This window comes from Sinorhizobium sp. BG8 (assembly GCF_016864555.1).
In the GTDB taxonomy this organism is placed as follows: Bacteria; Pseudomonadota; Alphaproteobacteria; order Rhizobiales; family Rhizobiaceae; genus BG8.
In genome coordinates, this window is record NZ_CP044011.1 from 4266454 (window position 1) to 4281827 (window position 15374).

The window sequence follows — 15374 nt, forward strand, 5'->3', positions numbered from 1 at the left end:
CGGTCGCGGACGCAGCAGCATCGAGGAGAATGACAATGGAAATAGGTGTTTTCATCCCGATCGGGAACAATGGCTGGCTGCTGTCGGAGAATGCTCCGCAGTACAAGCCGAGCTTCGAACTCAACAAGGAGATCACGCTCAAGGCGGAAAAGTACGGTCTCGATTTCGTGCTCTCCATGATCAAGCTGCGCGGTTTCGGCGGCAAGACCGAGTTCTGGGATCACAATCTCGAATCCTTCACCCTCATGTCGGGGCTCGCTGCCGTCACCACGCGCATCCGGCTCTTCGCCACGGCCGCGACCCTTGTCATGCCTCCTGCGATCGTCGCCCGTATGGCTTCCACGATTGACTCCATCTCCAACGGGCGCTTCGGCCTCAATCTCGTGACCGGATGGCAGCGTCCGGAATACTCCCAGATGGGCATGTGGCCGGGGGACGAATATTTCGCGAAGCGCTACGACTACCTCGCCGAGTACGCGACGGTCCTGCGCGAGCTCTGGGAAACCGGGACGAGCGACCTCAAGGGCGAATTCTTCCAGATGGAAGACTGCAAGCTCAGCCCTCGCCCGCAGACTGACATGAAGATCATTTGCGCAGGCTCCTCCAACGCTGGGATGGAATTCTCGGCGAAGCACGCCGACTACAATTTCTGCTTCGGCGTTGGCGTCAATACGCCGACGGCCTTCGCACCCGCCGCCGAGCGGCTGCAGGCCGCTACCGAGAAGACCGGCCGTGAGGTGTCCTCCTTCGTGCTCTTCATGGTCATTGCCGACGAAACCGACGACGCTGCCCGCGCCAAATGGGAACACTACAAGGCGGGCGCCGACCAGGAGGCGATCGCCTGGCTGGGCATCCAGGGAGCGGCCGATACGAAATCGGGTTCCGACACCAACGTCCGCCAGATGGCCGACCCCGTATCGGCGGTCAACATCAACATGGGAACGCTGGTCGGCTCCTACGAGACGGTGGCGAAGCTGCTCGATGAAGTGCCGAGCGTGCCCGGCACCGGCGGGGTCCTCCTGACCTTCGACGATTTCGTCAAGGGGGTGGAGGATTTCGGAACGAGGATCCAGCCGCTGATGAAATGCCGCCAGCACGTGAAGCCCCTGCTGGAGGCCGCGGAATGAGCGAAACAGTGACAGCCGGCTATCAGCCCCGGAAGGCCACGACGGAAAGCGTCACGCTGCCCGCCCGCCCGGAACCGATCACTCTCAAGCCCTCGGAGACCGCCGTCGTCGTGGTCGACATGCAGAATGCCTATTCGACCGAAGGCGGCTATGTCGACCTCGCAGGCTTCGATATCTCGGGCGCCAAAGGGACCATCGCGAACATCAGAAAGACCCTGGACGCGGCACGCGCGAACGGCGTCCTGGTCGTCTATTTCCAGAACGGCTGGGACAAGGACTATGTGGAGGCCGGTGGTCCCGGTTCGCCCAACTGGCACAAGTCGAATGCGCTGAAAACCATGCGCGCCAGGCCCGAACTGCAGGGCCAGCTGCTGGCCAAGGGCACCTGGGATTATGACATCGTCGATGAACTCAAGCCCCAGCCGGGCGACATCCTGGTTCCCAAGACCCGTTACAGCGGCTTCTTCAACACCAACATGGACAGCGTTCTGCGGGCGCGCGGCATCCGCAATCTCGTCTTCGTCGGCATCGCCACCAATGTCTGCGTCGAGAGCTCGCTGCGCGATGCCTTCCACCTCGAATACTTCGGCGTGATGCTCGAGGACGCCACGCATCACCTCGGCCCCGAGTTCATCCAGCAGGCAACAGTCTACAACGTCGAGAAGTTCTTTGGCTGGGTCGCCACCGTCAACGACTTCTGCGGAGCGATCTCGCAGGCGGCGCCAGCCGCGGCGGCCGAATAGTCACGAACCCCTTCCATCGAACAGAGATCACAGAATGCCGAAATCCATCATCGTGCCCGAAGGAACCCAGAAGCCGATCGCGCCCTATTCGCCCGGAACGATTGCCGACGGCATCATCTACGTCTCGGGCACGCTTCCCTTCGACAAGAACAATGACGTCGTTCATGTGGGAGATGCCGGAGCGCAGACCCGCCATGTCCTGGAGACCATCAAGTCTGTGATCGAGACGGCAGGTGGCACCATGGAGGACGTGACGATGAACCACATCTTCCTCACCGACTGGGCCAACTACCAGGCCGTCAACAAGGTCTATGCGGAATACTTCCCCGGCGACAAGCCGGCCCGCTTTTGCGTCCAGTGCGGCCTTGTGAAGCCGGATGCGCTGATCGAGATCGCCACCGTCGCGCACGTCGGCAAGAAATAGGATCGATCCGTATCGGTGGCGAGATCCGCCGCCGATACGGCCCAGCGAATGGAAGCGACCATGCATTTCGAGGTTCACGGCCTTCAGGGCAAGGATGTCCGTACCGTCATCCTGTCATCTGGTCTCGGCGGCGCCGGGTCTTACTGGGCGGAGCAAATGGAGGTGCTTTGCCCTCATTTCCGCGTCGTCACCTACGACCACCGCGGGACCGGCCGGACAGGCGGAAGCGTTCCGGAGAACGGTGGGATTTCCGCCATGGCTGACGACGTCATGGAGATCGCCCGCGCGCTCGACCTCAGCCGTTTCGATTTCGTCGGCCACGCGCTGGGCGGGCTGATTGGGCTCGATCTCGCGCTGAGATTTCCCTCGGTTCTTGACCGTCTGGTCGTCATAAATGGCTGGAGCAAGGTGTCCCCCCATTCCGAACGGTGCTTCGACACGCGGATCACGCTTCTGAAGGCGGCAGGCGTGCCGGCCTTCGTCAAGGCACAACCGATCTTCCTCTATCCCGCCCGCTGGATGTCGGAAAACGCCGCACGGCTTGCAGCAGACGAAGCCCACGGAATCGTCCACTTCCAGGGAGAGACGAATGTCCTGCGCCGGATCGCAGCTCTTCGCGCCTTCGACGTCGATGAACGACTCGGCGAGATCGGTGCTCAGACACTCGTGATCGCGACCGAGGACGACATCCTGGTCCCCTACACCCGCTCCCTTCGCCTCGCGGAAGGGCTTCCGCACGCCCGCCTCGTGCTGACAGCCTCCGGGGGCCATGCCGTCAACGTAACCGAAGCGCAATCCTTCAACCGCGCGCTAACCGATTTCCTTCTATCGGATGCATCGCAGGAAGCGGCTCAATGAGCGCGAACCTCCAACGCCGCGGCCTTTCACCCATCTCCGCCACGTGCATGCAAGGACAGCTCTCCATGTCAGCTGAATCGATCGAATGGCCCGCGGCCGATCCGCACGCATTCAGCAAGACCGAATTCCGCGATGCGATGGCGAGGCTTGGCGCAGCGGTCAACATCATCACGACGCAGGGCGCGGCAGGACTGGCCGGCTTCACGGCTTCCGCCGTTTGCAGCGTCAGCGACGAACCTCCAACCCTGCTCGTCTGCCTGAACAGGGCCGCCTCCGTCTACTCGGCCGTCACGGCAAACGGTGTGCTTTGCGTCAACACGCTCGCGGCCGGGCAGGAACAACTCTCTCAGCTCTTCGGCGGAAAGACGCCGGTGGCGGAGCGCTTCGCCGCCGCCGGATGGAGCGAACTGAAGACCGGCGCACCCGCCCTACACGACGCCCTCGTCTCCTTCGATTGCCGTATCACGCGCGTCGCCGACGGCGGGACGCACGACATCCTGATCTGCGCGGTGGAAGCGATCCGCAGGCGCGGGGACGGGCATGGCCTGATCTACTTCGATCGGGCGTACCACCACGCCCGGGGCGCGGCTTGACCTGCGCTCCCGACAGGGCTTCAATCTCCAGCTGCAACGCCGGACTGTTCCGCGGACGTGAACCTTCGGAGCAATTCCTGGGCGTGCGTTCGCAATCGCTGAACACAGCGTTTGCCGCCGACCGGCTTTAATCGGGCCGTGGTTGAGGCGATATTCGTCTCAACGGAGCGATTGCTGCTCCCCTCGAAGTCAGGAGTTCATCATGACAATGCAATTGACAGGCATTCATCACCTGACGGCCATCACGGCGAATGCTCCGGCGAACCTGCGCTTCTACACCCAGGTTCTTGGCCTTCGCCTTGTGAAGAAGACCGTCAATCAGGATGATACCAGCGCCTACCACCTTTTCTACGCCGACGGCCTTGCCTCGCCGGGAACGGATCTCACTTTCTTCGATTGGCCGGTAGGCCATGAGCGCCGCGGAACGCACAGCATTTCCCGCACTGGCCTTCGTGTCGGGAGCACCGATTCGCTGCAGTGGTGGAAGGATCACTTCCAGAAGCAGAAGGTCAGAGCCGGCGAAATCCGCGATGTCGGTGGTCGTCCGTCGCTCGATTTCGAGGATGGCGAAGGCCAGCGTTTCCGCCTCGTCGTGGACGATAGCGGCGCTCCTTCGCATCCATGGGAAAAGAGCCCCGTGCCCGCCGAGCATCAGATCAAGGGCCTCGGACCGATCACGCTCAGCGTGCCGGACCTGCGCAACACAAAGATCGTGCTGACCGACGTGATGAACATGACAGAGACGTCAACCTATCCGGCTCCCGAGGGAACCGGTGAGGTCCATGTCTTCTCGATGGGCGAAGGCGGACCCTCGGCCGAGCTGCATGTGGCAGTGGAGCCCGACCTCCCCGCCGCCCACCAGGGTGCCGGTGCGGTTCACCATGTCGCCTTCCGTGCGCCGGACGTGGAGGCCCTCCATGCCTGGACCGAGCGCCTGCGCGGTCTCCGCGTACCATCGAGCGGCGAGGTCGAGCGTTACTACTTCCGTTCGCTGTACTTCCGCGAACCGAACGGCATCCTGTTCGAGATCGCGACCGACGGTCCGGGCTTTGCGGTCGACGAACCGCTCGAGACGTTGGGCGAAGCCTTGTCCCTGCCGCCGTTCCTGGAACCAAAGCGGGCACAGATCGAGGCACGCCTGAAGCCGCTGGCCTAAGGCCGATGAAGACCGGCGCCCCCGCACCCGGAACATTCCCTTCCGGGGGCGACCATGTGAACAGCATTTGAGAGGACCATGATGACACGATTGATCGCTCTATCGGGAAGCTTGAGGAAAGATTCCTACAACACGGCATTGATGAAGGCCGCGATCGCGATGGCGCCGGCGGGAACCGATATCGTGGAGGGTTCGATCCGCGGCATTCCGCTCTATGACGGCGATGTGGAGGCAGCGGAGGGCATTCCCGAAGCAGCGACGCGCCTGAAGGATCTGATTGCGGGCGCCGACGGCGTCATGCTCTTCACCCCGGAATACAACAATTCCATTCCCGGCGTTTTGAAGAACGCGATCGACTGGCTGACCCGGCCCTCCTCGGACATCGGGCGCGTCTTCGGCAACAAGCCCTTCGCGATCACCGGCGCCTCCCCCGGAAACTTCGGCACGCTGCTCTCCCAGGAGGCCTGGCTTCCCGTGATGCGGACCCTGGGCACGCGCCCTTGGTTCGGTCAGAAACTGATGGTGTCGAAGGCCGGCTCCGTGTTCGACGCAGACGGCCGGATCGTCGACGAAGCGACGGAAAAGCGGCTTCGATCTTTCGTCGAAGGCTTCTGCGCCTTTGTGGCGTCCTGAGGATGGGAGCGATGCGCGAGGTCGCTTGAAACTATCCGGCGACCTTCTGCACAAAGGAGCGGGCGAGCTCGATATCGGGTAATCCGATGTCGTGACCGGCGGGGAGCAACCGGCTTTCCACCCTCGCGCCCGCTTGCACGAGTTGCGCTTCGAGATCGGGCGCATAGGGACCGTACGGATCCGACTGGCCGGTGACCATCAGCACGTTGGTACCGGCAAGATCCGCTTCGGGCACCGTTTCCAGCACGTTCATAGCCCGCATCAGGACCGCGTTCTTCACGACATGCGGATGTAGGAACATCACGGCGCCGATCATGTTCGCCCCGTTCGAATAGCCGAGATGCACGGTCCTTTCCGGGTCGAGCCCGTAGGCCGCATTTGCATCCTCCATGAAGGCCGCGAATGCCTCGGCCTCGGCGACGACGTCCTTCTGGTCGAAGCTGAACGGGGTCAACCGCCGGAAGAACCGCGGATAGCCCTCGTCGGCGCTGCGTCCGCGCAGGCTGATGAGCATTGAATTGGGCGCTGCACGCACGCCGAAAGGCAAGAGACTGGTTTCGTTGGCGCCGGAACCGTGCAGCAGGACGACGGCGCTGCCATCGTGGCTTTCCGGGCGACGTACGCGATGAACGAAAGGCAGCTCCCGCTCGATCACGCGCTCCTCTCCCGGCAGGGAAAACTGCGGCAACCGCGCGTGGACGTCTAGGGGATCGGCTCCGAGATGCGATGGTATGAACAGTGTCCGCCCCAGGCTCTCCTCGGTCTCGTCGACCAGCATTCCCGGCGAGTCCGTCGCAAATTCGAGGAGCGAGCCACCGGGCTCGCGGGCATAGAGCGAATAGAAATACTTGCGGTCGTGCGCGTTCGTTGCGCCCGCATCCCCGGTCGCGAGACTGGCCTCGACACGCTCGACCGCCGCGCGGTCCGGCGCGCGAAGGGCGATGTGGTCGATCGTCCCGGTCCCCGGCGCAGACGTCCAGAACCCGCCGGCATCGCGAATGTCGATGATATCAGCGGCATCACCGGCAAGGCGGCGGATACCGTTCGCCTCGCTGACCGCACGAAATCCGAAATGGGTCGTGATGAAGCTTGCCGTCGCTTCCGGCTGGTCGCTGAAGATCGTCGCGCCGCGAATGCGCTGAACGGCGTCTGCCTGATCGATGCCCCGGGCCGCCCACGGAGCCGGAGATTCGACCCCGACCTCGCCGACCAGTTTGACGATGATACCGTCCGGATCCTTGAACCTCAGCACCGGCTCGCCGAATTCCTGGGCGGGACCTGAGACCGCGACATTGTGGGAAAGCGCGCGCGTCAACCAGAAGCCGATCGCCTCCGGTCGGATGGCAAGGGCGATTTCCGCCGCCTGGCCGATGCCGACGCGTCCGGCAGAACCATCCTCCCAGGCAAGGAAGGTGAGAAGCGTGCCCGGCGAGCCCTTGGCGTCGCCGTAGAACAGATGGAGCTGGTCTGCATCCTCGAACCCGGCCGTGCGCTTGACGAGGCGCAGGCCGAGGAAGCCCGCGTAGAAATCCACGTTGAGCTGAACCTTGCGCGTGATCGCCGTGATATGATGAATTCCACTTGTCACGATACGTCTCCTTTGGCGCTACCCAATCAGGAAACGCCAACCCCTGCCAGTACCGGCGAGGTGAATGCACTGTTTACCGATTGTGACCGGTAGGTTGAGGTGAGATCGGGCGAGGCATTTCACCCGCCAGCCGAAATGCTCGGATTGCCGCGGCTATTTGCCCGTTTCGGCGAGGAAAGCCCGGAAGGCCTCCCCATAGTCCGGATGCCAGCGGGAGAGTGGCGGACGGTTCTCGACAATATCCCGCGCAGCCCAGAGAATGCGCTTCTCGTCGGTCGCGCGATCGACGTCGTTGTCAGGGCACAGAATATAGAAATCGCCGCGTTCGAGGCTTTCCACCATGAAGTCGACCGTCTGCTCCGACGTCCAGGCGCCCGTGGGACGCTCTGCTCGCCCTCCGGCCGTCATTCCCGTGAAGACGAAACCCGGAATGAGCAGGTGCGCGGAGACCCGGGCTCCCTCGAGACCCCGCAGGTCATGCTGCAAGGCTTCGGTAAAGACCTTCACGCCCGCCTTCGAAACATTGTAGGCGGGGTCGCCGGGAGGCGTCGTGATCCCCTGCTTCGATCCTGTATTGATGATGAGAGCGGGCTCGCCGTGGGCGATCATCCCCGGCGCCATCGCGCGAGTACAGTTGATCACGCCCCACAGGTTGACCGCAAACACCTTCTCCCAGTTTTCCCGCGGACCGAAGAGCGCACTTCCCGGCTGGACGCCCGCATTGTTCATCAGGAGATGCACCTTGCCGAAACGGGAAACCGCCGCGTGTTCCAGCGCCTCGACGGCCTTCTGGTCCGAGACATCCGTCGCCACGGCCATGACGTCCGCCGCTCCGGAAGAGGCGATCGCCGAGACTTCCGAAGCGGCCTGATCAAGCTTGTCGCCGCCAAGATCTGCCAGGACGACCTTCATCCCGAGGTCGGCAAATTTCTTGGCAGCGGCGAGGCCTATCCCGGAAGCAGCACCGGTGACAACTGCGACATTGTTCGGAGAAAGAACGGCGTGCGGCATGGGAATATTCCGTCAGGGAAGGGTGTTTCGGGGACGGCCGCATGCTGGATGCGACCGCGGCGCCGGATCGATTTACGCTCCGGCGCCGCGCAAACGGGATTGTATGGCCACGGTTTCAGGCCGCGGCAATACCAGGGGTTTTGGAAGCGGCATGAGCCGAGTTGCTCATCAACTGGCGAATAGCCGCACGCACTTCGTCTGCCGACCCGAAGCGCTGAGAATCGAGATCCCAAACATGATACTTCACGGCGACGAACTTCAGCCGGTCATTGTCCGGAACAACGACGCCAACGGCTTCACCGCCGATTTCGATAACTTGCTTTTGCATAAACACTCCCGCCGCGCTTGAGCGCAGCCAAATTCCAGAAACGTGCTTCAATCAGACGAGGGCAGAATACATTCGGCAGGGTGCCGAACGGCGTTTCCTCGAAATCGTTCCAAGACAGGAGAACTCACCACAAGCGGAAGCAATGCGGACGAAATGATTCAATGCACTCTCCCTCTTGGTTGGTGCCACCACCGTTGCGGTGGTTGGTTGGTACGGTCCGCAATTTGAACTGCATGCGAGCCTTATGCATTGGTGAATCAAATAAAATGAACTCCGTGGCTTGTCAAGGAGCATCAAGGTTTGTTGGAAAAATCTACCTCAAGATTGGTATGACAATTCGATTCACAAAAAATTGTTCGCACATGCAACAAATTCGTAGAAATCCGTTGTGTAAGCCAGATTTGACTAAATTTCTCGCGACCTGCGAAAAAACAGGCAGCGCAGGTGCACAAGAAATGCGCGGGCATGTGCTCTCGACAGTGTCAGATACTCGCACAAATGCCTTGTGCTTTCACCGCGGACACGCTAATAAACTTGAGTAAAACTTACAAGTTTAATGCCCGCAACGGAGGGCGATTTACGGCGCATCTGGACCATGCGCTTCGAAGAGGCCGCAATGACGTTTCAGCCGCGCATGCAAAACAGGATCGAAGGCTTCTCGGTCATCGGCGACCTGCGAAGACGGAACTGGAACGGGGTTGTGGCCGACCTCTGGGACGTGGAATGCGCACCCGGCGCAGGCGGATACTATGTCGCCCAGGACCCGCGGCTCGTCGTCGTCCTAGACATGAAGGGTGGGCGAAATGGCAAGGTCAGCTTCGCTCCCAGCCGCAACGGCACGACCGTCGAGCAACGGCGGCACACGCTCTCCTATATACCCGCAGGCATGGAGCTCTGGGCGGAACTGCGCGATGTCGAGTACATTCGCCACCTGGACCTGCATTTCAACATAGAGGCGCTCGGCCGAAGGTTGATGGAGGATCTGGATCCCGTCCGGCTGTCGGATCCCCGTCTCATGTTTCAGGATCCGCGTTTCCTCGCGCTTGCGGAACTGATCGCCGCGGAATGCGACAACCCCGATCCGCTCCACAATCTCTACGGCGACGGACTGACGGTCGCACTCTTCGTTGATCTCATGCGCGTTCCTCTCGCAAGGAGCCGCAAGCGCAGCCAGCTGGCATCCTGGCAGCTCCGCCGGGCGACCGATTTCATCGAGGCCAATTGCCTGCGTGGCATCAGGCTCGAGGAGCTTTCGCAGCTGACGGGTCTGTCGCAGTCCTATTTCAGCCATGCCTTCAAGGCTTCGACCGGCGTGGCGCCGCACCAGTGGCAGATGAACCTCAGGATCGAGAAGGCAAAACAGCTTCTGCTCGAGACCGATGTTCCGCTGACCATAGTCGCATCCGACACCGGGTTTTCCGACCAGGCCCACTTCACCCGCACATTCAGGCGCGTCGTTGGCGCCACGCCCTCCAACTGGAAGAAGAGCCGGCGGACCTGAGCGTTTTCTCTACCCTGTGTGCAACGCAAAATTTGACCAAGATTATTCAAATTCCCGCAGACCCGACAAGCCTCCCGTTTAAAGTTGATATATTTACTCACCTTAAATCGGGGCCTGAACCGTACCCTCGCCGGCCGGCAGGGGCGCGGATGCAATGGGGTATGAGGCATGAATGAAACGACGAGGCGGTTCGACCGCGTGATTCGGGCAGGTGTGGCGATCGCCGCGATCGTGGCGTGCGGAGCGGGGAACGCCGCCGCGCAGGAAGCGGAGGCACAAGGCGCAACGTCTCTTGAACGCGTCGTCGTGGAAGGCGGCGGCACCGAGAACGCGGCCAGCGCAACGGGTCCCGTGGATGGATACGTTGCCACAAACACGGCCACAGGTTCGAAGACGAGCACCCCGATCACGCAGATCCCGCAGTCCGTCTCGGTGATCGGGCGCGAGGAGCTGGAAGACCGCGGCGTCGTGAACAAGATCGACGAAGCGCTTCGCTACACCCCGGGCGTCACCGCGGCGCCCTTCGGCACCGATCCGGACACCGACTGGCTTTATATCCGCGGCTTCGACGCCACGCAGACCGGCGTCTTCCTCGATGGCCTCACGCTCTATAGCTATGGCTTCGGCGGCTTCCAGATGGATCCCTTTATGCTCGAGCGGATCGAGGTGCTGAAAGGCCCGTCCTCCGTGCTCTACGGCGGGGCCAATCCGGGCGGCATCGTCAATCTCGTTCGCAAGCGGCCGCAGGACGAGAGGCTCTATTACACAGAGACCGGCATCAACAGTGACGGCAACGCCTTCTTCGGCTTCGACTTCAACGACAAGCTCAATGCCGACGGCACGCTGACCTATCGCCTGACAGGCAAGATCGCCGGCGGCGACAACTACAGCGACTTCTCCGAGGATCTGCGCGGTTTCGTCATGCCGCAGATCACCTATGCGCCGGACGACGCCACCAGCATCACCGTATTCGGCTATGCCGGCGGACTTGACCAGGTTCACACCGGAAACGGATTCTTCCCCTATGTGGGTACGGTCGTCGACGCGCCGTTCGGCAAGATCCGGCGCGACGCGAACTATGGCGAACCCGACATCGACAACGGCCATTACGATCAGCAAATGATCGGCTACGAGGTCAGCCACACCTTCGACAACGGCTGGACGCTCAGCCAGAACGCGCGCTACGGCCATCTCTACAAAAGCGAGACCGGTCCCTATGTCTATGGCTATGTCGGCGGCACACCGACCGGGCCGGATTATCTGCTGAACCGCATCGGCTTCGACGCGACCTCCAAGGTGGACACCTTCGCCATAGACAATCGCGCCGAGACAGAATTCTCGACGGGCGGACTGGACCACACGTTCCTGGTCGGCCTCGACTACAGCTACTACCGGCTGGACCACGTGCAGGCATGCTGCGGCGCGACCCCGATCAGCGCCGTCCATCCCGTCTACGGCGTTCCTCAGGGCGCGAACTTCGTCTATCTCGACCAGGTGCTTACGCAGCAGCAGACCGGCGTCTACGTTCAGGACCAGATCCGCTTCGGCGGCGGGTGGCTGGTTACCCTCAATGGTCGCTACGACTATGTCGACACCGACTCCGATGCTGTCGTCGGCACGAGCTACAAGACCAACGACGGAGCGCTCAGCGGACGCGTTGGCCTCGCCTACGAGTTCGACAACGGGGTGACGCCATACGTGAGCGCCTCGACCTTCTTCCGTCCGGTCATCGGCGTCAGCGCCACCTCCGCCTTTGCACCCGAGGAAGGCTATCAGGTCGAAGGCGGCGTCAAGTACGAGCCGACGATGTTCGACGGCCTGATCACCGCCTCGGTCTTCCAGATCACCAAGCAGAACGTGGCCGTTACCATCCCCGGCACCTTCCTGCAGGAGCAGCTCGGCGAGGTCCAGTCAACCGGCGCCGAACTGGAAGCCAAGGTCAACATCAACCAGAACTGGAAGGTGCTCGGCTCACTGTCCTACACCGATCTGGAAGTGACCGAGGATGCCGACCCAACGCTCGTCGGCAAGTCGCCGGTGCTCGTTCCCCGCTTCACTTCCTCGCTCTGGATCGACTACGCGGTGACGGATGGCGGCATGGAAGGCCTCAGCCTCGGAGCCGGCATGCGCCACCAGGGCAATTCCTGGGCGAACGCCACCAACACGCTGGAAGTGCCTTCGGCGACGATCTTCGATGCCGGCATTCGTTACGAGAAGAAGGATTGGGGCGCCTCGCTGAATGTCACCAACCTCTTCGACAAGAAGTACGTGGCGGGATGCCAGGGCGAACTGGTCTGCGGCTATGGCGATGCGCGCACGGTGACCTTCAAGATCAGCAAGAAGTGGTGAACCGATAGTGCACCATCGACTTTGCCTCGATGCATGACAGAAGGTTTCGGGAGCGGCACTGGTCGCTCCCGAAACCGTTTCGAACGGGAAACAGAACACTGCAACACCGGCCGTTCGCTGGGCTTGCCGCTCGCTCGCAGCCGGCTCGTTGTCGCGGTCTTTGCCGCACTCCTGACGGCCGTCTCCACATTCGTGGTCGGTCCCCCGAGCCTCGCCGGTCTGATAGCCCCGCACGTCGCGCGCCTGGCGGGTTTCGTGCGCATAGGCCACCAGCTCGCGGCCTCGGCACTGGCGGGTGCATGCCTTCTGGTGGCAGCCGACTGGCTGTCGCGGGTCATCATCTATCTCTACAAGGTACCGACCGGTCTGTTCGCCTCGCTGATCGGCGGTCCCTGCCTCCCATGGCTCTTGAACAGGAAAGCGCCTTGAAAACCGCCACCACGAAGCGTTCGATCGCAACCGGCACAGCCTCTCCCGCCGACCCGGCACAAATGCTCGACATGATATGCGAGCATTTCGTCGAACACGGCGTCGTAACCCGCGATGGCAGCCGCGGCAGGATCGACAGTCCGATCGGCAGTGCCGAATTTACGGTCGACGGCAGACATCTTCGCATCCGGGTCGACTGCCCGGACGCCGACACGCTGTTCACGGTGAAATCGGTGCTCGCGGAACACCTGTTCATGTTCGCCGGGGAAGAGGAGCTGGAACTCGTGTGGGACGGCGCGCCACCCTCGGGGAGCATACCCTATTTCCGGGAGGCGCACGTCGTCGCGGCGCGGCGCGTCACGCCCCTCATGCAGCGCGTGACATTCGCGGTGAGCGACGCTGGAGCCTTCGCCGAGGGCGGGCTTCACGTCCGCCTCCTGATCCCGCCCGCAGGTCGACCGCCGGTTTGGCCGACGGCACGACCCGACGGGCGCCTGTCCTGGCCCGCCAGCGAGGATGCCCTCACCATCCGTGCCTACACGATCCGCGCCATCGATCAGCAGCGCGGGACCATCGACATCGACTTCGTTCTGCACAGGGGCGGGGTGACGCCTGCGGCAAGCTGGGCCGAGGACGCCCTTCCCGGCGCCATCGTCGGATTCCTCGGACCAGGCGGCGGTGGACTGCCGGAGGCGCGGCGCCTGCTGATCGCGGGCGACGAGACGGCATTGCCGGCAATTGCCAGGATGGCGACGCTCATGCCGGAGCATGTGAGCGCCCGCATCTTTATCGAAGTCGCCGGTCCGCAAGAGGAACAGGCGATCGCACTCCCGTCCACCTCCGAGATCACATGGCTCCACCGGAACGGCAAGGACGCGGGCACCTGCGGCCTCATTCCTAATGTCATCCGACAAGCGCTTGCCGGCGGAGCCGACGATGATCACCATGTCTGGGTCGCGTGCGAACATGCGGAGGCGAAAGCGATCCGCAGGTTCTTGCGAACCGAACTCCGGCACGACAGGTCACGCCATACGGTCGCAGCCTATTGGCGCCTCGGACAGTCCAGCGACACCGACTTCGATTGAAAGATCCGGAAACATTTCCCCTTCCACCGGCCACATAGCAACGTTTCGACACAAAAATGCCTGCGATCGATACAGTTCGACATGTCTCGGCAAGACATCGGCAACGCGTCCTGCATAAGCGTTTACTTCTTAGTCACCGTCTACGGGCATGATGCCCTGACATGGACGCGGTACTGGAATCGATTCACCTCGCGGAGAGGTCGCGGAGTACCGGCGCATGCGGGCGAAAATGCCTGCCGGCCTCGGGTCGCAAGAAGCACGCAGACAGCTAGTTCGTCTGAGTGTTGGCCTCCCATGGAACGGAAGTTTTTTGCCGATGACGGACAGAACGTCACGAATACTGGCAGCGGGCGCAGTCGCCCTCGCCCTCCTCTCTCTTAGCGCCTGCGGCGACCAGCAATCCAAGGGGCCCGCGGGAATGCCCGGGGGCGGCATGATGCCGGACGCAGGCTTCATCACTCTGAAAGCAGAGCAAGTTGAAGTCTCGACCACCCTTCCCGGCCGCGTCGTGGCGCTTGCTTCGGCAGACATCCGGCCGCGCGTCGGCGGCATCATCGAAGAGATCGCCTACGAAGAAGGACGCCCGGTCCAGAAGGGCGACGTGCTCTACAAGATCGCCGACGATTCCTACGTGGCGGCTGTCGCTGTTGCGGACGCTGCCCTGCAAAAGGCGCTTGCCAGCATTCCCGTCGCTGAAGCGAACGTGAAACGCTACCAGGAGCTCGTCAACAGCGGTGGCACGCAGATCGAGCTCGACAACGCCCGGCTGACGCTTGCGCAGGCGCGGGCCGACGTCGCCTCCGCGGAGGCAACGCTGAAGTCCGCCCGGATCGACCTGGATCTCACGGAAGTTCGCGCACCGATCTCCGGTGTAACAGCGGTTTCCCAGGTAAGCGTCGGCACGGTCGTCACTGCCAGCCAGAGTGATGCCCTGACGACGGTCAAGGAGCTGGATCCCATTTACGTCGACATGATCGACTCGAGCGCCAACCTGCTGCGCATCCGCAAGGCAATCGAGTCCGGCGCCCTCGCCCGCACGATCAAGGAAGGACAGGTCAAGCTCACTCTCGAGGACGGCAGCGTCTTCGACGAGATTGGAAGGCTGGAAGTGCCGCAGTTCAGCGTCAGCGAAACCACGGGCAGCTTCTCCATCCGCACGCGCATTGCCAATCCCAAGCACGTCTTGCTGCCGGGCATGTATGTACGGGCGACGGTCTCGCAGGGCACGGAAAAGGGTTACCTGGTGCCGCAGCTTGCCGGCAGCCGCGACCCATCCGGCAACCTTACGGCCAAGTTCCTCACCGAGGACAACACGGTCGATGAGCGGGTGCTCGCCACGACACGTGCCATCGGCAACAATTGGCTGGTTACCACAGGTATATCGGACGGCGACCGGTTGATCGTCGACGGCTTCCAGAGGATCACGACAGGGCAGAAGGCGAACCCCGTTCCGGTAACGGTCAACAGCGACGGGATCGTCGTGGAGGAGCAAGCCGGGCAGACATCGGATACTGATAGCACGGCTCCCGCCGGGGAGACGGCGAAGTAA

15 protein-coding genes are annotated in these 15374 nt (G+C 62.3%); 12 read left to right on the forward strand and 3 right to left on the reverse strand.

The annotated features are described in order from the left end of the window. The first annotated feature begins 35 nt into the window (after nt 1-35). The 7 genes from rutA (at nt 36) to F3Y30_RS19900 (ending at nt 5534) form a co-directional block, all read left to right on the forward strand. Complete coding sequence (gene rutA, locus F3Y30_RS19870) at nt 36-1127, forward strand: pyrimidine utilization protein A (protein WP_203424382.1); 1092 nt, start codon at nt 36-38, stop codon at nt 1125-1127. After that, the gene (gene rutB / locus F3Y30_RS19875) at nt 1124-1870 is read left to right on the forward strand and encodes a pyrimidine utilization protein B (protein WP_203424383.1); all 747 of its coding nucleotides are present in this window, start codon (nt 1124-1126) and stop codon (nt 1868-1870) included. Before rutA ends, rutB begins: the two co-directional genes overlap by 4 nt. A 34-nt stretch (nt 1871-1904) precedes the next feature. Further along, on the forward strand, nt 1905-2294 hold the full coding sequence (gene rutC, locus F3Y30_RS19880; protein ID WP_203424384.1) for a pyrimidine utilization protein C: 390 nt from the start codon (nt 1905-1907) through the stop codon (nt 2292-2294). A gap of 60 nt (nt 2295-2354) precedes the next feature. Next, the gene (gene rutD, locus F3Y30_RS19885) at nt 2355-3152 is read left to right on the forward strand and encodes a pyrimidine utilization protein D (RefSeq protein WP_203426700.1); all 798 of its coding nucleotides are present in this window, start codon (nt 2355-2357) and stop codon (nt 3150-3152) included. Between the two features lie 47 nt (nt 3153-3199). Continuing rightward, a complete protein-coding gene (gene rutF / locus F3Y30_RS19890; RefSeq protein ID WP_203426701.1) occupies nt 3200-3745 on the forward strand; it encodes an NADH-dependent FMN reductase RutF in 546 nt (181 codons plus the stop codon). A 202-nt stretch (nt 3746-3947) separates the two neighbouring features. Beyond that, nucleotides 3948-4901 (forward strand): ring-cleaving dioxygenase, encoded by a 954-nt coding sequence (locus tag F3Y30_RS19895; protein ID WP_203424385.1) that lies wholly within the window; start codon nt 3948-3950, stop codon nt 4899-4901. 81 nt (nt 4902-4982) lie between these two features. Next, entirely contained in the window at nt 4983-5534 is a 552-nt protein-coding gene (locus tag F3Y30_RS19900; RefSeq protein WP_203426702.1) for an NADPH-dependent FMN reductase, read from the forward strand. A gap of 31 nt (nt 5535-5565) precedes the next feature. On the opposite strand, the gene F3Y30_RS19905 is transcribed toward F3Y30_RS19900, so the two are convergent. The 3 genes from F3Y30_RS19905 to F3Y30_RS19915 form a co-directional block, all read right to left on the reverse strand. After that, the gene (locus F3Y30_RS19905; RefSeq protein ID WP_203424386.1) at nt 5566-7122 is read right to left on the reverse strand and encodes a VOC family protein; all 1557 of its coding nucleotides are present in this window, start codon (nt 7120-7122) and stop codon (nt 5566-5568) included. A 153-nt stretch (nt 7123-7275) separates the two neighbouring features. Continuing rightward, on the reverse strand, nt 7276-8133 hold the full coding sequence (locus F3Y30_RS19910) for an SDR family NAD(P)-dependent oxidoreductase (protein WP_203424387.1): 858 nt from the start codon (nt 8131-8133) through the stop codon (nt 7276-7278). Nucleotides 8134-8248: 115 nt separating this feature from the next. After that, complete coding sequence (locus tag F3Y30_RS19915; protein ID WP_203424388.1) at nt 8249-8461, reverse strand: hypothetical protein; 213 nt, start codon at nt 8459-8461, stop codon at nt 8249-8251. A gap of 616 nt (nt 8462-9077) precedes the next feature. Here F3Y30_RS19915 and F3Y30_RS19920 point away from each other — a divergent pair. From F3Y30_RS19920 to F3Y30_RS19940, 5 genes are all read left to right on the forward strand, one after another. Continuing rightward, entirely contained in the window at nt 9078-9962 is an 885-nt protein-coding gene (locus F3Y30_RS19920; RefSeq protein WP_203424389.1) for an AraC family transcriptional regulator, read from the forward strand. 168 nt (nt 9963-10130) lie between these two features. Then, nucleotides 10131-12311, forward strand: coding sequence for a TonB-dependent siderophore receptor (locus F3Y30_RS19925; RefSeq protein ID WP_203424390.1), 2181 nt, complete (start codon nt 10131-10133; stop codon nt 12309-12311). A gap of 33 nt (nt 12312-12344) precedes the next feature. Further along, on the forward strand, nt 12345-12740 hold the full coding sequence (locus F3Y30_RS19930) for an iron chelate uptake ABC transporter family permease subunit (protein WP_203424391.1): 396 nt from the start codon (nt 12345-12347) through the stop codon (nt 12738-12740). Next, on the forward strand, nt 12737-13825 hold the full coding sequence (locus F3Y30_RS19935; RefSeq protein ID WP_246752816.1) for a siderophore-interacting protein: 1089 nt from the start codon (nt 12737-12739) through the stop codon (nt 13823-13825). The genes F3Y30_RS19930 and F3Y30_RS19935 overlap by 4 nt, the downstream gene beginning before the upstream one ends. Before the next feature lie 316 nt (nt 13826-14141). After that, a complete protein-coding gene (locus F3Y30_RS19940; protein WP_246752817.1) occupies nt 14142-15374 on the forward strand; it encodes an efflux RND transporter periplasmic adaptor subunit in 1233 nt (410 codons plus the stop codon).

Coding starts and splice junctions, on each gene's coding strand:
- F3Y30_RS19895 (WP_203424385.1), top strand. CDS start 3,948: ATGACAATGCAATTGACAGGCATTCATCACCTGACGGCCATCACGGCG.
- F3Y30_RS19900 (WP_203426702.1), top strand. CDS start 4,983: ATGACACGATTGATCGCTCTATCGGGAAGCTTGAGGAAAGATTCCTAC.
- F3Y30_RS19915 (WP_203424388.1), bottom strand. CDS start 8,461: ATGCAAAAGCAAGTTATCGAAATCGGCGGTGAAGCCGTTGGCGTCGTT.
- F3Y30_RS19925 (WP_203424390.1), top strand. CDS start 10,131: ATGAATGAAACGACGAGGCGGTTCGACCGCGTGATTCGGGCAGGTGTG.
- F3Y30_RS19930 (WP_203424391.1), top strand. CDS start 12,345: ATGACAGAAGGTTTCGGGAGCGGCACTGGTCGCTCCCGAAACCGTTTC.
- F3Y30_RS19920 (WP_203424389.1), top strand. CDS start 9,078: ATGACGTTTCAGCCGCGCATGCAAAACAGGATCGAAGGCTTCTCGGTC.
- F3Y30_RS19940 (WP_246752817.1), top strand. CDS start 14,142: ATGACGGACAGAACGTCACGAATACTGGCAGCGGGCGCAGTCGCCCTC.
- rutF (WP_203426701.1), top strand. CDS start 3,200: ATGCAAGGACAGCTCTCCATGTCAGCTGAATCGATCGAATGGCCCGCG.
- F3Y30_RS19910 (WP_203424387.1), bottom strand. CDS start 8,133: ATGCCGCACGCCGTTCTTTCTCCGAACAATGTCGCAGTTGTCACCGGT.
- rutD (WP_203426700.1), top strand. CDS start 2,355: ATGCATTTCGAGGTTCACGGCCTTCAGGGCAAGGATGTCCGTACCGTC.
- rutA (WP_203424382.1), top strand. CDS start 36: ATGGAAATAGGTGTTTTCATCCCGATCGGGAACAATGGCTGGCTGCTG.
- rutB (WP_203424383.1), top strand. CDS start 1,124: ATGAGCGAAACAGTGACAGCCGGCTATCAGCCCCGGAAGGCCACGACG.
- rutC (WP_203424384.1), top strand. CDS start 1,905: ATGCCGAAATCCATCATCGTGCCCGAAGGAACCCAGAAGCCGATCGCG.